This is a genomic window from Paenibacillus sp. GXUN7292 (assembly GCF_050864975.1).
GTDB lineage: Bacteria > Bacillota > Bacilli > Paenibacillales > Paenibacillaceae > Pristimantibacillus.
In genome coordinates this window covers 154,949-169,376 of sequence record NZ_JBOZWO010000001.1, presented here as the reverse complement: position 1 = coordinate 169,376, position 14,428 = coordinate 154,949, and the positions used below count along the sequence as shown (strand labels likewise).

The following is a 14,428-nucleotide window of genomic DNA, read 5'->3' as shown; positions in this document are numbered from 1 at the left end:
AGGATTCTCCAGCTTTTTTAAAAATATTTGATTAAACGTTTTTAGCCTTTCGGTCTTACAAATAATGCTGCAAGAAAAGCAAATATTACAGCTGCCGATATGCCTGAGCTCGTTATTTTAAATATGCCGGACAAAACGCCAATCCAGCCAACGCTCTCAAGCTCTGATAATGCGCCGTGTACAAGCGCGTTGCCGAAGCTTGTAATCGGCACCGTAGCTCCGGCTCCGGCAAACTCGACTAGCGGCTCATACAAATACAGTCCGTCGACTATGGCGCCAAGCACGACCAGCGTTGCCATCGTATGCGCCGGCGTAAGCTTCAGCACATCGAACATGAGCTGTCCAAGCACACAAATACCACCACCGACAACAAATGCCCAAAAATAAATCATAGCTTATTCTCCTCCTGCTGAAATAGCGACCGCATGCGCAATACATGGGATCGTTTCACCTTGCTGAAAAGATAAAGGCGACAGCAAGGCTCCTGTAGCAACAACTAAAATGCGCTTGTACTGCCCTTTGGCCATTTTTTTAAGCAAATGGCCAAAGGTAACGACCGCGGAGCAAGCGCAGCCGCTTCCTCCTGCTTGCACCTTCTGCTTTTCAACATCATACACAATTAAGCCGCAGTCATTGAATTCCGTCTCATTCATCGGCACATTAGACTTAAGCAGCAAATCTCTTGCAATCGGCAATCCTACGCCCGCCAAATCGCCTGTTACTATCAAATCATAATTTTTGGGCGATCTTCCTGTATCGTTGAAATGCGCTTTAATCGTATCGACCGCTGCAGGTGCCATCGCTGCTCCCATATTGAACGGGTCGGTGATGCCTAAATCCACGATTTTACCGATTGTCGCGCATTCAATGACAGGCCCTTTCCCTTCCGCGGCCAAGACAGCTGCGCCTGCTCCGGTTACCGTGTACTGTGCTGTCGGCGGCTTTTGTGAGCCATACTCAGTCGGATAACGGAATTGCTTCTCGGCGGTGCAATTATGGCTGCACGTTCCTGCCATTACATACTGCGCTGCGCCGCTGTCGATAAGTAGTGATGCCAGGGCGAGCGATTCCATCGATGTGGAGCAGGCGCCAAAAACACCTAAATAAGGCGTTCCCAGCGATCTAGTGGCAAAAGTAGTGCTCGTGATCTGATTCATCAAATCTCCGCCGACATAATACTCAAGCTGCTCGGCTTGAATATTGGCATTTTGAATTGCAAATTGGGATGCCTGCTCCATAAGCATACGCTCAGCCTTTTCCCAGCTTTTTTGACCCATATCCAAATCCGGATGAACCAAATCAAAATCTTCTGCGATCGGGCCTTCACCCTCATCGGGTCCAACGACCGTCGCTACGCCGATAATGACCGGTTTTTTTTTGAAAAACCAGGTTTGATTTCCCTTGTTCATTTAATGGTGACCTCCTAAGCCGAATATCATGTACACAATACCGACGAAGAAAGCTGCTACTGTACCAAAAACAATAACTGAGCCCGCTAATTTAAACATATTCGCGCCTACGCCAAGCACAAGCCCTTCACTGCGGTGCTCCAGCGCCGCAGAACACATCGAATTGGCAAAGCCGGTTACGGGGACGGCCGAGCCAGCACCGGCAAATTGGGCCAGCTTGTCATAAACGCCTAAGCTTGTCAATATAACGGATATCAGTATTAACACTGCAACTGTTGGATTGCTTGCCGTTTCGCGGTCCATGCCGAAAAAATACATAAACATTTCCTGAATCGCCTGACCCACCATACATATAGCTCCGCCGATTAGAAACGCCTTTAAGCAATTGGCAAAGATTGATCTTGGCGGCTCTTTTGTTTTTGCAAACTGCTTATATTCCTTTGGCGACATCGACATATCTTTAAATCTGTTGCCGTTGCTTGATTTTACACTCACACTTATTACTCCTTTCGTACAGTCCAAAATTATGCTTGCTTTGCTTCCTTCATTATTTGTTAAAATGAGATGCATTATGCCAATAAAAGAAAGAAGCTGAAAGAAAATCACATGGAATGATTTTCTTTCAGCTTCTTCATTTATTATTAAATCCCAGCTTTGGCAAAAACGCGATCAAAGGCTGCTTTGGAACGCTGCGCAAGCTGTTCCGGACTGTCCTTAGGCTGCTCTGCGGTTAGTACTTCCTGTGTAATGCAGCCATCATAACCAATTTTCACAAGCGCCTGCAAAAAGCCTGCCAAATCGATTACCCCTTCACCAGGATACAACCTCCCATTATCAAGCACCTCGTCAATGGGAAGAGCAGGAGCATCATTGATATGCACATGAACGATTTGATCAGCACGCAGCGCCTCGATATCAGCAGCTGACAACTCATTCGTATACCAATGATAAGCATCGAGCAGCAGCCCTACATTCGGCTCGCCAATGGCACCAATCCAATCCAAAGTCTCCTCCAGCGTCCAAATAAACGGGTTCGCCCATAAAGTACGCAAATGATGCGGTCCGACAAATTCCAACCCTAAACGAATGCCATATGCCCCTAGCAGCTGCGCGCACAGCTTCAGTCTTCTTGTGGCAAGCGCCATGAAATGAGCCGCCTTGTAATCAGTAGCTGGCAATATATACGTGCAGCATCTCGTGCAGCCTAGAGCCGCTGCTGCAGCCGCATGCTCCGCCAGCTTCGTCAACCCTTGCTGAAACTTTTCCTCCGTTTGGCGCCACTCCACAGGAAGCCCGATGGAGCCAATAACAAGCTTATGCTCCGTCAACAGCTTGCTCGCTTCTTCCACGCCCAGCTCTTGTACAAATGCAAAGGCATCCAAATCTACGGATTGAAATCCGTTTGCAGCTGCCAGCTCAACAAGCTGCCGGCTGTTTTTCAATGCGCCCAGTCCAGCGCTCGATAGCCCTCTTAACATGTTTCCCTCTCCTCCCTTCATTAAATATCTAAATTAAGTTTCACTTCATGCCCCGTGCGTGATGACTCATAAATCGCATCTAGCACAAGATTATTTATATAGCCTGACAATGCCGAAGTAATCGGCTGCTTTCCTTCCCGGATACAGGTTAGGAAATGACGGCTTAGACGGGCCCGCTCTCCTTCATCCTGCTCAGGCGCCTGCAGCAGCGACTCAATCGGCCGGTCGAATTTCTCAGTGAGCAGCTTGCCGGATGAGCCGCTATAGCTTGCCCCTCCGTCCGTTCCCATCAAGTGAATAAAAGGCTTGTTATCTGTATCCATATGAACAGCCCAGCTTACCTCCAGCGTCAAGCTGCTGCCATCCTCCATTTTAATAAGCGCAGTTGCCAAATCTTCAACATCATACTTGCCGTTCCAATCCGGCTTGCCCCAAGTGCCGATTCCTTTGCGCTTAGGACCGAATTGTGCGTAAGTGGAGCCGAAAACAGTAACAGGCTTCGGATTGCCCATCAAATATAACGCAAGATCGAGCATATGTACGCCGATATCGATGAGCGGGCCGCCTCCAGACTGATCCGAGCGCGTAAACCATGTTCCCCAGCCCGGAATGCCCTTTCTGCGGAACCAGCCAGCCTTTGCTGTATATATTTGTCCAAGCTCGCCTCGGTCTGCTTGTTCCTTAATTTGCATCGGCACAGCTTCCCAGCGCATCTGGTGTCCGACCATAACGACCCGGTCTGACTGATTGCTCGCTCTCAAAATATCTCGCGCTGCCTCGCTGTTGATCCCCATCGGCTTTTCAAGCAATACATGCTTGCCGGCTTGAAGCGCCTTTATCGCAAGCGGAGCATGAAATTGATTGGGAACGCCAATGATGACTGCATCAACATCGCTTCGCTCAATTAATTGCTCTGGAGACTCGGCTACGCCCGCAATGCCATACTGTACAGCTCTTTGCTGGGCCAGAGGAAGAAACGCATCTGTTATAGCCGTTATTTCACACAAATCAGAAAGCTTCGAAAATTCATTCGCGTGAACGCTGCCAATATTGCCAGCGCCAATAATACCGATTTTCACCTTAGATTCGTTAGCCACGAACATTCCTCCATTCGAATGTTTATTGTTTGTCGCATTGCTAGTGCCGCTGCTCTTTATGGTAAAATAAAAGTAAAATAAATGCGCTTTCTATTTTCGAAAAATATCTCAAAATTTCGGAGGAGCCAAATGACTTATTTTCCGGACTATCTAAAATCCTATCCCAATATGGACAGCACTTGTCCGCTTCATATTAGCCTTAATCAGCTTGAACACGGATACAGAGCTCATCGGCATGATTTTCTGGAATTTTCGTATGTAATCGAAGGCGAGGGCGTGGAAACGATCAATGGTGTGCCGCACAAAATGACTGCCGGTACGTTTACCTTTGTGCTGCCCTATCAAATACATGAAATTTTTACGGAACCCGGGAGCAAGCTTGTCCTGTATAATTGCAATTTCAGTATGAATTTGCTGATGAATCCTCATAAAGACGGAGGGTTAATGGCGCTCATGGACATGTCGCCTCTCCCTTCTCACCTTCAGCTGGAAGAGAATCAACACTACAAAATGCTGCAGCTAGTTCAAGAATTGCATGAGGAATATATTAGCGAAAAGCCATGGAAGCTTAGTCTGATGCAAGCGCAACTAACCGGAATATTAATCAGCTTTGACCGTATAAGGCAAAAAAAAGAAACCCGCGCAGTCGCCGCACCTTCCGCGCAGCTGCACAAAGCTTCTGTATGGCCAATTATTTATTACATCCATCAGCATTATCAGGAACCGCTTGCTTTATCTGATCTTGCTGTAAAATTTGCAATGAGCCTATCGAGAATTAGCGAGGTCATCAAGGAAACTACCGGGCAAAGCTTTGTCCATTTTTTACATGACCTTAGAATGAGACATGCCTGCAGCTTGCTTGCTTCCACAGAAATGAGCGTAGCTGAAATTGCGCTTGAAGTCGGCTACGGCTCCTATCCAACCTTCGCTCGCGTCTTCAAAGCAACAAAAGGCATCGTTCCAAAAGAATACCGTAAGCTTATGCAAAAAAATGTCATATAAGGCGGCTCCATAGCTGCAAGTACCGCTTCAGATCCATACATAAGCTTATGCAAGCAATGACCAATTAATATGGTACCATACTTTAAGCTCATGCAAGCAAATTCTTATAATTACGGCTCCATAGCTGCTCATGCAGCTCTAGCTTCAAGCGTTATCGGTTGTAAATAATGCTGGCAATCATCACGATTATAAACAACACATAACATACATATGAAATAATTAACATCCTTCGTCTATTCATATGCTTCCCCTCCCATACAGCTATTGCTACATCCTATGCAGCAACAGCCAAAAGAGTCATAGACAAGCTCCTCATTTATTGATGCATGAGTATATACGTCGAGAGAGGAGCCCGGAGAAGCGCTGCGTGTTCTTGGTGCCAGTTTTAGAATACTGGGACGGTTGTGAGGGGCTTTATTTAGCAAAAAACGGGAGTTTCGAATATATAGCGGTTGTGAGAAGCGTTTATGTATGAACTTTGGTGTATTTATGCTGGGATTTTGACTAATAAGGCTTACTACAACCTGCTTAGTTGCGAATAGTAGCGAATAGTTGCTCACAATGAATTTCATGGTCACTCGTTCCGTTATTTGCCCTAAAACCGTCATTTTTTTTATTTCGCGGACACACATTCCGCTATTCAGCTCTAAACGGGGCTTTATCCACGATTTATGCATCAATAGCGGAACGTCTGTCACTTTACCACCTCAAAACTACGATTTTAGACGAAATAGCGGAACGACTGACCGGCTAGAGAGTCTGTCGATTCTTGCGAACAAAATATCTTAACTCGATCAAATTCTAACGGAGTAGAGAAGAGCTATTTCTCTGAATACAGCCAAATTGAATTCTTAAGGAATCTGACAAACGTTATCTGTGAACAAACGATCATTCGAAGCACCTTTTCCCCCAAATAAAGCCGCTCAGCTTCGTTAGATTTTCAAATTTGGCTTTTTTGGCATAATCAGGCCGTCAAGCTTCGTTAGATTTTATATAGTTGTTTTTCTCACCGTTCCGTATCGTTTGTATTTAGCTTAATTGGCAAACACGGCCTCATGCATCACATCGGCTATGCTGTCACGAATGGTATAGCGCGCCAAATGATCATATGAGGTAGCGGTTTTATTAATAAGCAAAAGCTTATCTCCGCGATAATATTGCACGAGGCCTGCAGCCGGCTGAACTGTCAGCGACGTACCTGCAACGATGAGCACATCCGCTTGTTCAATCGTAGCAATCGCGCCATTGACGATGTCTATATCCAGCCCTTCTTCATAAAGCACGACATCCGGCCTGACGATACCTCCGCATACGCAATAAGGAATGAGGGAAGCTGACTGCATAACCTCCGCAAGACTGTGCGATTGTCCGCACTGCATGCAATAGTTGCGATGAACAGTGCCGTGCAGCTCAAAAACCTTGCTGCTGCCCGCCATTTGATGCAAGCCGTCAATATTTTGCGTCACAATCGCGTGCAGTGCACCGCGCTTTTCAAGCTCGGCAAGCGCCAAATGCGCTCGATTCGGCTTCGCTGCTGCATGAATCATTTTCTGCTTATAAAAAGTGTAAAACTCTTGCGGATGATCCATAAAAAAAGAATGGCTGAGCAGCTGCTCTGGCGAATACTTTTGCTTTTGCTCTGCGTATAGCCCGGTGCTGGAACGAAAATCGGGAATACCGCTCTCCGTCGAGGTACCTGCTCCTCCAAAAAATACAATGCGTTTGCCTTCTCTAATGATTTCAGCAGCCTTTTCTCTATTCATTCCACTGCCTCCCTTAAACTTTCTCTTCATTATAAATGAGCATAATACATTAGAGTAGCGACTACAAGCTGTAACGCTATCGTCTTAATTCCCTTGTGAGCGCCTTGATTAACTGTAGGTGGAGAAAAATAGAAACGGATATCACTGCGATCAGATTTGGACTATTTGTTATCAAAAACAGCAGCCCCCGACCATTAACGTCAGGCAGCTGCTGTTTTTTACGATTTGTAGCTATGCAAAAATGAATTAGAAGATACGATTCTTCCAACCATTAAGCTTCGCAATGGCTTCGACAAAGAAGTAATCGCCATAAATAAGTGATACGTCTACGTTCTGATCTGCCGGCTTATGCCCTGTGGCATGCAGCAATATCGCTTCATGCTCTGGCATGTTCCAGGTCGCATAATTGCGATGAAGCGACAACAGAATTCGCTCAGCTGTTCTTCTATATATAGCCCCCTCTACCTTTGGCAGCAAATCAGCTAAATCCAGCATGCCCGAAGCGGCGCAAGCGCCCGCTGATGTGTCGCGCGGCTCCTCGCCAAGATCCGCTGCTGCGCGAAAATCCCAATGCGGAACGGAATCCTCAGGCAAATTAGCTATAAAATAGTGCGCAACCCGCTGTGCGGCTCGTAAGTATTTGATTTCGTTCGTAATCCGATATGTGCTGGCCATGCCATATAGAGCCCATGCAGCGCCTCTGCTCCAGCCGGAATCCGGACCCGCTCCTTGGCCTCCCAGCGAGCCGATATGCTCGCCAGTTTGCGGATCAAAGCTGACAATATGATTAACTGACCCATCCTCGCGAATAAAACGTTCCACTACAGTATCGGCATGCGCCTTGGCGATATGAGTAAACCTTGGATCGCCTGTCTGCTCCGCGGCCCAGAACAAAATCGATAGATTCATAGATGAATCCACAATTGACCAGCCAAGCTTCTCCTGATTCCAGGCTCTTAGGAAGCGTCCGGCTATATTATATCTGCCTGCCAAAAAATTAGCTGCAAACAAACCGCGGCGCAGCGCATCCTCATCTCCTGTCAGCTTATGCTTTATAACCGCAGTAGGCATGAACTGGAATCCAACATCATGATGGAAGTTATTTGGCTGCATCATCTTTTGCTCTAGCAGCTCGTCCCAGCGCCATGCCGCTGTCTTATAGGCCTCATTGCCTGTCATTTCATGCATAATCCACAAAATTCCTGGCCAAAAGCCCGACGTCCACCAATCGAGCCGCATATCATCATACTTTCCATCTGCTCCAGCTACATGGGGCGATTTGTCGCCTATTAGCTTCATCATTTGCTGAACCTTCTGATCCAGCATACGGAACGGCTCTTTAAAATCAGCTTTTAAATTCATCATATGCATTCCCTCCAACTAAGGCATCTAATGGTGTTGACCACTAAAAATCGACGCCTCTCCTAATAATGGTAATCTACTACTACTACTACTATACAATGAAACTGGTTACAGCTGCTCTTTTATCGTTACAAAAGCCGTTTCCATGCCTTCACATGCTGCACTTACAATTGTAGTCCGAAGCTGTTTTCTCGTGTCCTGCTCTCTAGCAGTTATCGCAGGTCCTCCTGCAGTAAAAAAGTGCTCGACCGGAATGTACGCGCCGGGCGCACCCCCGGGCTCGACTGCGATGCTTGCGCGGCCGCTTGCCAGCTGCACTAGACGCGAGCCGCCGACAGTGCCTAGATTATCAATCAGCTTGCCGTCACCCGCTGCGCTAAATCGGATAAAATTGGCTGCAACCGGGCAGAATACGCCATGCTCATCATAAGCCTTCACATAAACGACATGGCGATCCGCTGATACCCGCTCGATTTCCAGCTGCAGCTGTACCGGCTTGCCCCAGCTTTCCGTCTGATATACGAACGAAAGCTCATCGCTAACTATTTGGCCATCTCTTTCTGCAACGGCCTTCAATACATTTTCTCCAGGCTGGAAATTAACCTCCCAACGCAAGCCGGCAGCAGGGAAATCTTCGCTATTGCGGTTTCTTTTGCCTAAGCTTACACCATTGCAAAACAGCTCAACAGTAGCCGCATTGGAATATACTTTAACCGTCCTCGCCTGTCCTTCCTGCCCGTATCGAACGGACATGGAATGACCATAAATGCGAGCCATTAAACGCTTCGACCAGTACGATTGGAATACATAATAGGCTTCCTTTTTGGTCAAATCGCGCTCCACAACGCCTTTCATATTCAAATACGGAATAGGAGAATCCGGTCTTACAGGCGTCGCAAAATCTTTGAAAGCCCACTGAGCGGCACCTGTCATCCAGTCCATGCGCTGCTGTGCGCTCAAATACCAGTCAATCATGTCGCAAAAGTACGTTTCCGACCAGTCGCCATCGCGCGATACGCGCGGCTCTCCGCCAGTCAGCAAATAATCGCCATCTCTTTCGTCGGTCGAGCCGCCCCCACTGTCAATCATTTGAAAACCCGTATACGGCTCCTCGACATGGCGTCTTGCTACATTATCTGCGCCCCATTCCGCATGGAAGAAGGAGTTGACCTCGTCTGCTGCCTGCTTGCAGCTGTTCTCGTAATCAGTGTATATCCCTCTATACCAGCCCGCCCATATAGAAGGCGAGTATACATCTACAATATCTTTGCAGAAATCACAGCGCCGTATTACCGTTTTTCTTGTCGGATCGATTTCATGAGACAGATCATGCAGCCTCTTCATAAATCGGCGAATGTCTTCCTGGTCGAAGTAATCAAAGTCGCATTCCCAATCGTTCTCGTTGCCAAGGCCCCATAAAATTACGGACGGGTGATTGCGATGCTGCGTAATCATGGCGCGCAGCATATCTATGCATTGCTGGCGATAGCCTTCTCCGCCTAGTCCTCCTCGGCTCCAGGGAATTTCCTCCCACACAAGAATGCCAAGCTCATCACATAATTCAAGCACAATACGCGACTGCTGGTAGTGCCCAAGCCGAATAAAATTAACGCCCATCTCTTTTATGACGCGCATTTCCTCTGTAATCATAGCTTCCGTCATGGCCGGGCCAACACCTGCAAAGTCTTCATGGCGATGCGTGCCCTGAAGCAGCAGACGTTCTCCGTTTAGTAGAAATGGTCCTTTTTTCACAAATTCAAACGTTCTAAAACCGGTCCGCACAGTTCTCGCTGTCTCGCCGTATTGGCTAGCCAGTCTAACCTCTACTTCGTATAAACGAGGCTGCTCGGTGGACCATCTCATAATCTCATCGAGCTCAATTTGAGCGATCGATTTCATCCCTTCCCACTGCTTGCCTTCCCAGTGGACAGAAGCGGCAATGTTCTGATCAGGCGCTTTTACTATAATATCTATTGCTATGTTTTCATTTGCAAATTGCGGAGCATACAACGATAGCTGAACATCAAGGCTGCCTTTTTCGCCTCCTTCGGCCAATCCATGGCATTGTGCTGCAATATGCATATCTTCGATAGAAACAGCCGGCACATATACGAGATTCAAATAACGATAAACGCCGCCATAGGCATGAAAATCGTTCGCATCTGACGGGATAGTTTCAAGATCGCGGCTATTGTTGCAGCATATCGCTAAAGGCACCTGTCCTTCGTAGCGTTCCAATTGATTGCCAGCAGCAGCTTCTGTTATATCTACCGTAAACTCATCATAACCGCCCAAATGGGACGCTATTTTTTCTGTGTATACGTAAACGTCCGTTTTTTGTCCCGCTCCTTCAAAATGAAGCAGCGTTCTGCCTTCTGGATAAGGGTTTTGCAGCGACAGCCTCGTGCGGTACCAGCCTTCTCCTTGATAATACGTACTGTCGGGGTCCATCACATCAAGCCCGTTATAGCTGTGCGGCAGCTGCACCTGATGCCATGGCACATTGTAATGATTGTTCAGCTTATCCGCTCTCCATACTTCCCATACTCCGCCAAGTCCGCCGGTATAGTGCTGCCAGCCGTCTATCAATCTCTTTTTATGCATACATACGTTCTCCTTTATGCCAAGAAGAGCACCCGAACAGGTGCCCTTCTTTTGATATGTTATTACTCTACTTTAGCATCCGGTCCGATATAAATGCCTTGCTTATTATTGTAGCGGGCAGTCGCTTCTTTAATAATTTCGTTGCCGCCGCTCTTTCTCCACTCTTCAATCACTTTCGGCCAATCCGAAATCGGTTCCTTGCCATAAATCATTTTGACCATATAATCAAGAATAAACTTGGACGGCTCATCAAATTTTGGAGCCAGGTCCGGGAATTGCGTGTAGCTGTCAAGCTCTGGATCAAAAGAAATACCGCCGCGCCCTTCGTTAGGAAGCAATGTTTCGAACGCTGTCAGCATTTCGGGTCCGCGATTTTCGAGCGGCAGCTTCTCGCTGTTGAAGCCGCCATCTTTAATGACGCGCAGCCAGTCACGGCGAATCTCAGAATCTCTTGCTGCTTCCTCAGTCGGCACTTCATAATTGATTTTGCCATCTGCTTTTGTGTAGTCTTCGCCTTCAATGCCGTAGTTGAAAAATTCTGCTGATTCTTCTGTTACCATGTAATCAAAATATTTTACAATCGCTTCTGCTTTTGCTTGATCAAGCTTCGCATTCAGGTAAGCCTGCTCGAGCGTAGTTTGGTACAACATTTGGCCGCCTCTGCCATCTGGACCTACTGGCGATGGAATCATCTCCAGCTTGGCATCCGGTACAGAGTTGTTCAGCGTCGTTTCGTAGGAGCCCCAAGTGTTGGCGTTAGCATTGTAGAAGCCTACATTGCCTGCTTCACGACTCTTTGTCCACATTGCGCCTGTAATTGTAGCAAAGTCTTTTGCCATTAGTCCTTCATCATACATCGTTTTGTAAATTTCCAAAGCCTTCATCATGTTTTCACTGTTGAAAAACTTAGGCACGATTTCGTCGCCTTGTTTTTCATACATGGTGCTGTAAGGAAGAACATCATAAGCGCCTAGAATAAAATCTGCATATTTGAAGTTCTCACGGAAAGCGAATGGCTGTTCAACGCCAATCTTTTTAAGCTCTCTTAAAACCGGCAGCAACTCATCAATTGTTTTTGGAGCAGTAACGTTTGCCTTTTCAAGCAAATCAGAACGTACAAACGTTGCGCGGCGGGATTGAACCGTCAAGTATTGCGGGATCGAGTAAATTTTTCCGTTGTAGGTTACTTCATCCCATGCTGCTTGAGGAATGACTTTCAGCAGGTTCTGGCCGTGCGATTTGAGCAAATCGTCAAGCGGCATAAAAATGCCTGCATCAACTGCGCCTCTCATATCCTTGCTTGCAGGAGTCATCGATTGATAAGCAACCAGCACATCAGGAAGCTCTCCTCCAGCAAACATCAACGATACTTTTTGTTTGAAATCCTTGTGCGGAAGCAGCTGGATATCCATATCGGTGTTTGTACGCTTCTCAAGCTCCAGCACCCATTTGTCTTTGTTAATATCAGTTACGGATTCGACTGCTTTAAGCGCAAGAGTACCTCTTGCAATAGAAAACTTGGTTGGCGCTGCTGGCGCCTCAGATGGATTGCTTGAGCTGGAATTATTGCCTGTGTTCGTAGCAGGCGGCGTGTTTTCATTCTTTGAGCCGCAAGCTGCCAGCATGCTGGTAAGCAAAACGATGCATACCAGGCTCATAATCGACTTTTTCATTCGACGTTCCCCTCTCTTTTTTGTATAACAACGTTTTCATTAGTTGCAATGATGAGCTCCCTCACTGCTTGTATCCCACTTTAGCATGCTGCTGTTTTAAATGGATATGGGCTTATCTATGGTGCAATGGTTTTTTTTACGGTTCGTTGTGTTAAGATTTTACGGATCCGATAAGCATGCCTTTCATAAAATGCTTTTGCAAAAATGGATAGATAAGCATAATCGGAATCGTCGCCACCATAACTACAGCCATTTTGATGCCTTCAGGCGAGCTGACCAGCAGGTCCTCGGCAGGGGCAGAAATGGATGAGCTGTCGGTAATAATAAATTCGCGAAGGCGAACCTGAAGCGGATATTGCAAGCGGTCGTTAATATAGTAAAGTGCGCTGGCATAGCTGTTCCAATGTGCTACCGCATAAAAAATACCTAATGTTGCCATAACCGGCTTAGACAGCGGCAATATAATGCTCCACAGTATTCTCATCTCACCGCAGCCGTCGATTCTGGACGCATCGATAAGCTCTGTCGGCAAGCCCATAAAGAAGGAACGCATAACGAACAAATTAAACGCGCTGATCGCGCCTGGAATCATAAGCGACCATAAGGTGTCAAGCATTCCGAGCTCTTTAATAAGCAAATAATTCGGGATGAGCGGCGCTGAAAATATTAATGTAATAAGCACCATAAGCAGGACAGGCTTGCGATAAATGTATTCCGCTCTGGAAAGCGGGTAGGCTAACGATGCCGTCATAGCTAGGTTAATTAATGTGCCCACTGCCGTAATGTATACGCTGATGCCGAAGGAGCGCCACATAAGCGTCTCGCCCATAACTGCCTTATAATTCGTGAAAGTCATTTCCACCGGCCAGAAGAAGACTCTGCCGCCGCTGATCGCTTCATTGCTGCTCAACGATTGTGCCAGTACGTGCAAAATCGGCAGCAGCATGCTTAGACCGAGTATCGTAAGGAAAAAATAATTGAATACGCTGAATACGCGCTGGCCTTTACTTATTCTAATCATGTCGTCTCCTCCTTAATATAACCCGTCGCCGGTTAATTTTTTACTTACCGTATTACCGATGACAATAAGGACAAGCCCTACCACTGACTTGAACAAGCCGATGGCCGTTGTATAGCTGTACTGGCGATCTAGCAAGCCGACCGTATAAATATACGTATCGAGTATTTCACCTTTGCCAGAGTTGAGCGTATTGAGAAATACGGATACCCGTTCAAAGCCAAAATCAAGGAAATTACCAATGTTGAGCAAAAATAAAATCGTAATCGTCGGCATAATGGCCGGAATCGTAATCGCAAGCGTCTGCTTCCAGCGATTAGCGCCATCCATCTCGGCTGCCTCATACAGATCGGGATTAATACCAGAAAGCGCGGCCAAATAAATAATCGTTCCCCAGCCTGCATCGCGCCAAATGCCAGAAGATACGAGAATCGTCCGTATATAGGACTCCTCACCCATAAAATAAATAGGTTCAAAGCCGAACAATTCAATAATATTGTTGACAAAACCGTTGCGCGGCGACAAAATTTCAATCGCAATACCGCCGATTACTACCCAGGATAAAAAATGCGGCATATAAATAACGGTTTGCAATGTTCTCTTGAATAGCGCCTTGCGGATTTCGTTCAGCAGCAAGGCGAGCATAATCGGTATCGGGAAAGAAAAACCAAGGCTATATAATCCGATTAAAAGTGTATTTTTTAAAATTCTTAAAAAGTCAGGGTAGGTGAACATGCGGCGGAACTGATCCAGCCCGACAAAATCACTGCCAAAATAGCCTTTGAAAATGTTGTAATCCTGAAATGCCATAAAGGATCCCGCTAAAGGAACGTATTTGAACAGAACAAAGTAAATAATGCCCGGAATCGACAGGAAGTAGAGCGCTTTATATTTTTTTAAAAAAGCCCATCGCTCCTGCCTGTTCCGAAATTGAATGCGGCCGGCTTCTGACTGACTTGATTTGGCCATAGGGTTCATCTCCTTACGTCTTTTTGTACTGTAATCGTACACGCAGAAGCTGC

General features: G+C 46.6%; 12 protein-coding genes. 1 reads left to right on the top strand and 11 read right to left on the bottom strand.

The annotated features are described in order from the left end of the window. Positions 1-41: 41 nt before the first annotated feature. The 5 genes from spoVAE to ACRRU2_RS00695 form a co-directional block, all read right to left on the bottom strand. On the bottom strand, positions 42-392 hold the full coding sequence (gene spoVAE, locus ACRRU2_RS00715) for a stage V sporulation protein AE (RefSeq protein WP_331699225.1): 351 nt from the start codon (positions 390-392) through the stop codon (positions 42-44). A 3-nt stretch (positions 393-395) separates the two neighbouring features. Further along, on the bottom strand, positions 396-1,409 hold the full coding sequence (spoVAD, locus tag ACRRU2_RS00710; protein WP_331699224.1) for a stage V sporulation protein AD: 1,014 nt from the start codon (positions 1,407-1,409) through the stop codon (positions 396-398). Further along, a complete protein-coding gene (gene spoVAC, locus ACRRU2_RS00705) occupies positions 1,410-1,865 on the bottom strand; it encodes a stage V sporulation protein AC (RefSeq protein ID WP_432499843.1) in 456 nt (151 codons plus the stop codon). A gap of 185 nt (positions 1,866-2,050) precedes the next feature. Further along, complete coding sequence (locus ACRRU2_RS00700) at positions 2,051-2,887, bottom strand: sugar phosphate isomerase/epimerase family protein (RefSeq protein WP_432499641.1); 837 nt, start codon at positions 2,885-2,887, stop codon at positions 2,051-2,053. Positions 2,888-2,907: 20 nt separating this feature from the next. Further along, the gene (locus ACRRU2_RS00695; RefSeq protein ID WP_432499639.1) at positions 2,908-3,984 is read right to left on the bottom strand and encodes a Gfo/Idh/MocA family protein; all 1,077 of its coding nucleotides are present in this window, start codon (positions 3,982-3,984) and stop codon (positions 2,908-2,910) included. Positions 3,985-4,113: 129 nt separating this feature from the next. Here ACRRU2_RS00695 and ACRRU2_RS00690 point away from each other — a divergent pair, with 129 nt between their 5' ends. Further along, positions 4,114-4,986: an AraC family transcriptional regulator gene (locus ACRRU2_RS00690; RefSeq protein WP_331699220.1), complete on the top strand. Its 873-nt coding sequence runs from the start codon at positions 4,114-4,116 to the stop codon at positions 4,984-4,986. A 1,034-nt stretch (positions 4,987-6,020) separates the two neighbouring features. On the opposite strand, the gene ACRRU2_RS00685 is transcribed toward ACRRU2_RS00690, so the two are convergent. The 6 genes from ACRRU2_RS00685 to ACRRU2_RS00660 all read right to left on the bottom strand — a co-directional run bounded on the left by ACRRU2_RS00685 (position 6,021) and on the right by ACRRU2_RS00660 (position 14,375). Then, a complete protein-coding gene (locus ACRRU2_RS00685) occupies positions 6,021-6,749 on the bottom strand; it encodes an NAD-dependent protein deacylase (RefSeq protein WP_432499638.1) in 729 nt (242 codons plus the stop codon). A 246-nt stretch (positions 6,750-6,995) separates the two neighbouring features. Next, positions 6,996-8,111 carry a glycoside hydrolase family 88 protein gene (locus tag ACRRU2_RS00680; protein ID WP_432499842.1) on the bottom strand — a complete coding sequence of 372 codons (1,116 nt, stop codon included), beginning with the start codon at positions 8,109-8,111 and terminating at the stop codon, positions 6,996-6,998. Between the two features lie 108 nt (positions 8,112-8,219). Then, positions 8,220-10,715: a glycoside hydrolase family 2 TIM barrel-domain containing protein gene (locus ACRRU2_RS00675; RefSeq protein ID WP_432499637.1), complete on the bottom strand. Its 2,496-nt coding sequence runs from the start codon at positions 10,713-10,715 to the stop codon at positions 8,220-8,222. Between the two features lie 62 nt (positions 10,716-10,777). Continuing rightward, positions 10,778-12,388: a hypothetical protein gene (locus ACRRU2_RS00670; RefSeq protein WP_432499636.1), complete on the bottom strand. Its 1,611-nt coding sequence runs from the start codon at positions 12,386-12,388 to the stop codon at positions 10,778-10,780. A gap of 151 nt (positions 12,389-12,539) precedes the next feature. Continuing rightward, the gene (locus ACRRU2_RS00665) at positions 12,540-13,409 is read right to left on the bottom strand and encodes a carbohydrate ABC transporter permease (protein ID WP_432499635.1); all 870 of its coding nucleotides are present in this window, start codon (positions 13,407-13,409) and stop codon (positions 12,540-12,542) included. A gap of 12 nt (positions 13,410-13,421) precedes the next feature. Next, positions 13,422-14,375 (bottom strand): ABC transporter permease, encoded by a 954-nt coding sequence (locus tag ACRRU2_RS00660; protein WP_331699212.1) that lies wholly within the window; start codon positions 14,373-14,375, stop codon positions 13,422-13,424. Positions 14,376-14,428 lie beyond the last annotated feature (53 nt).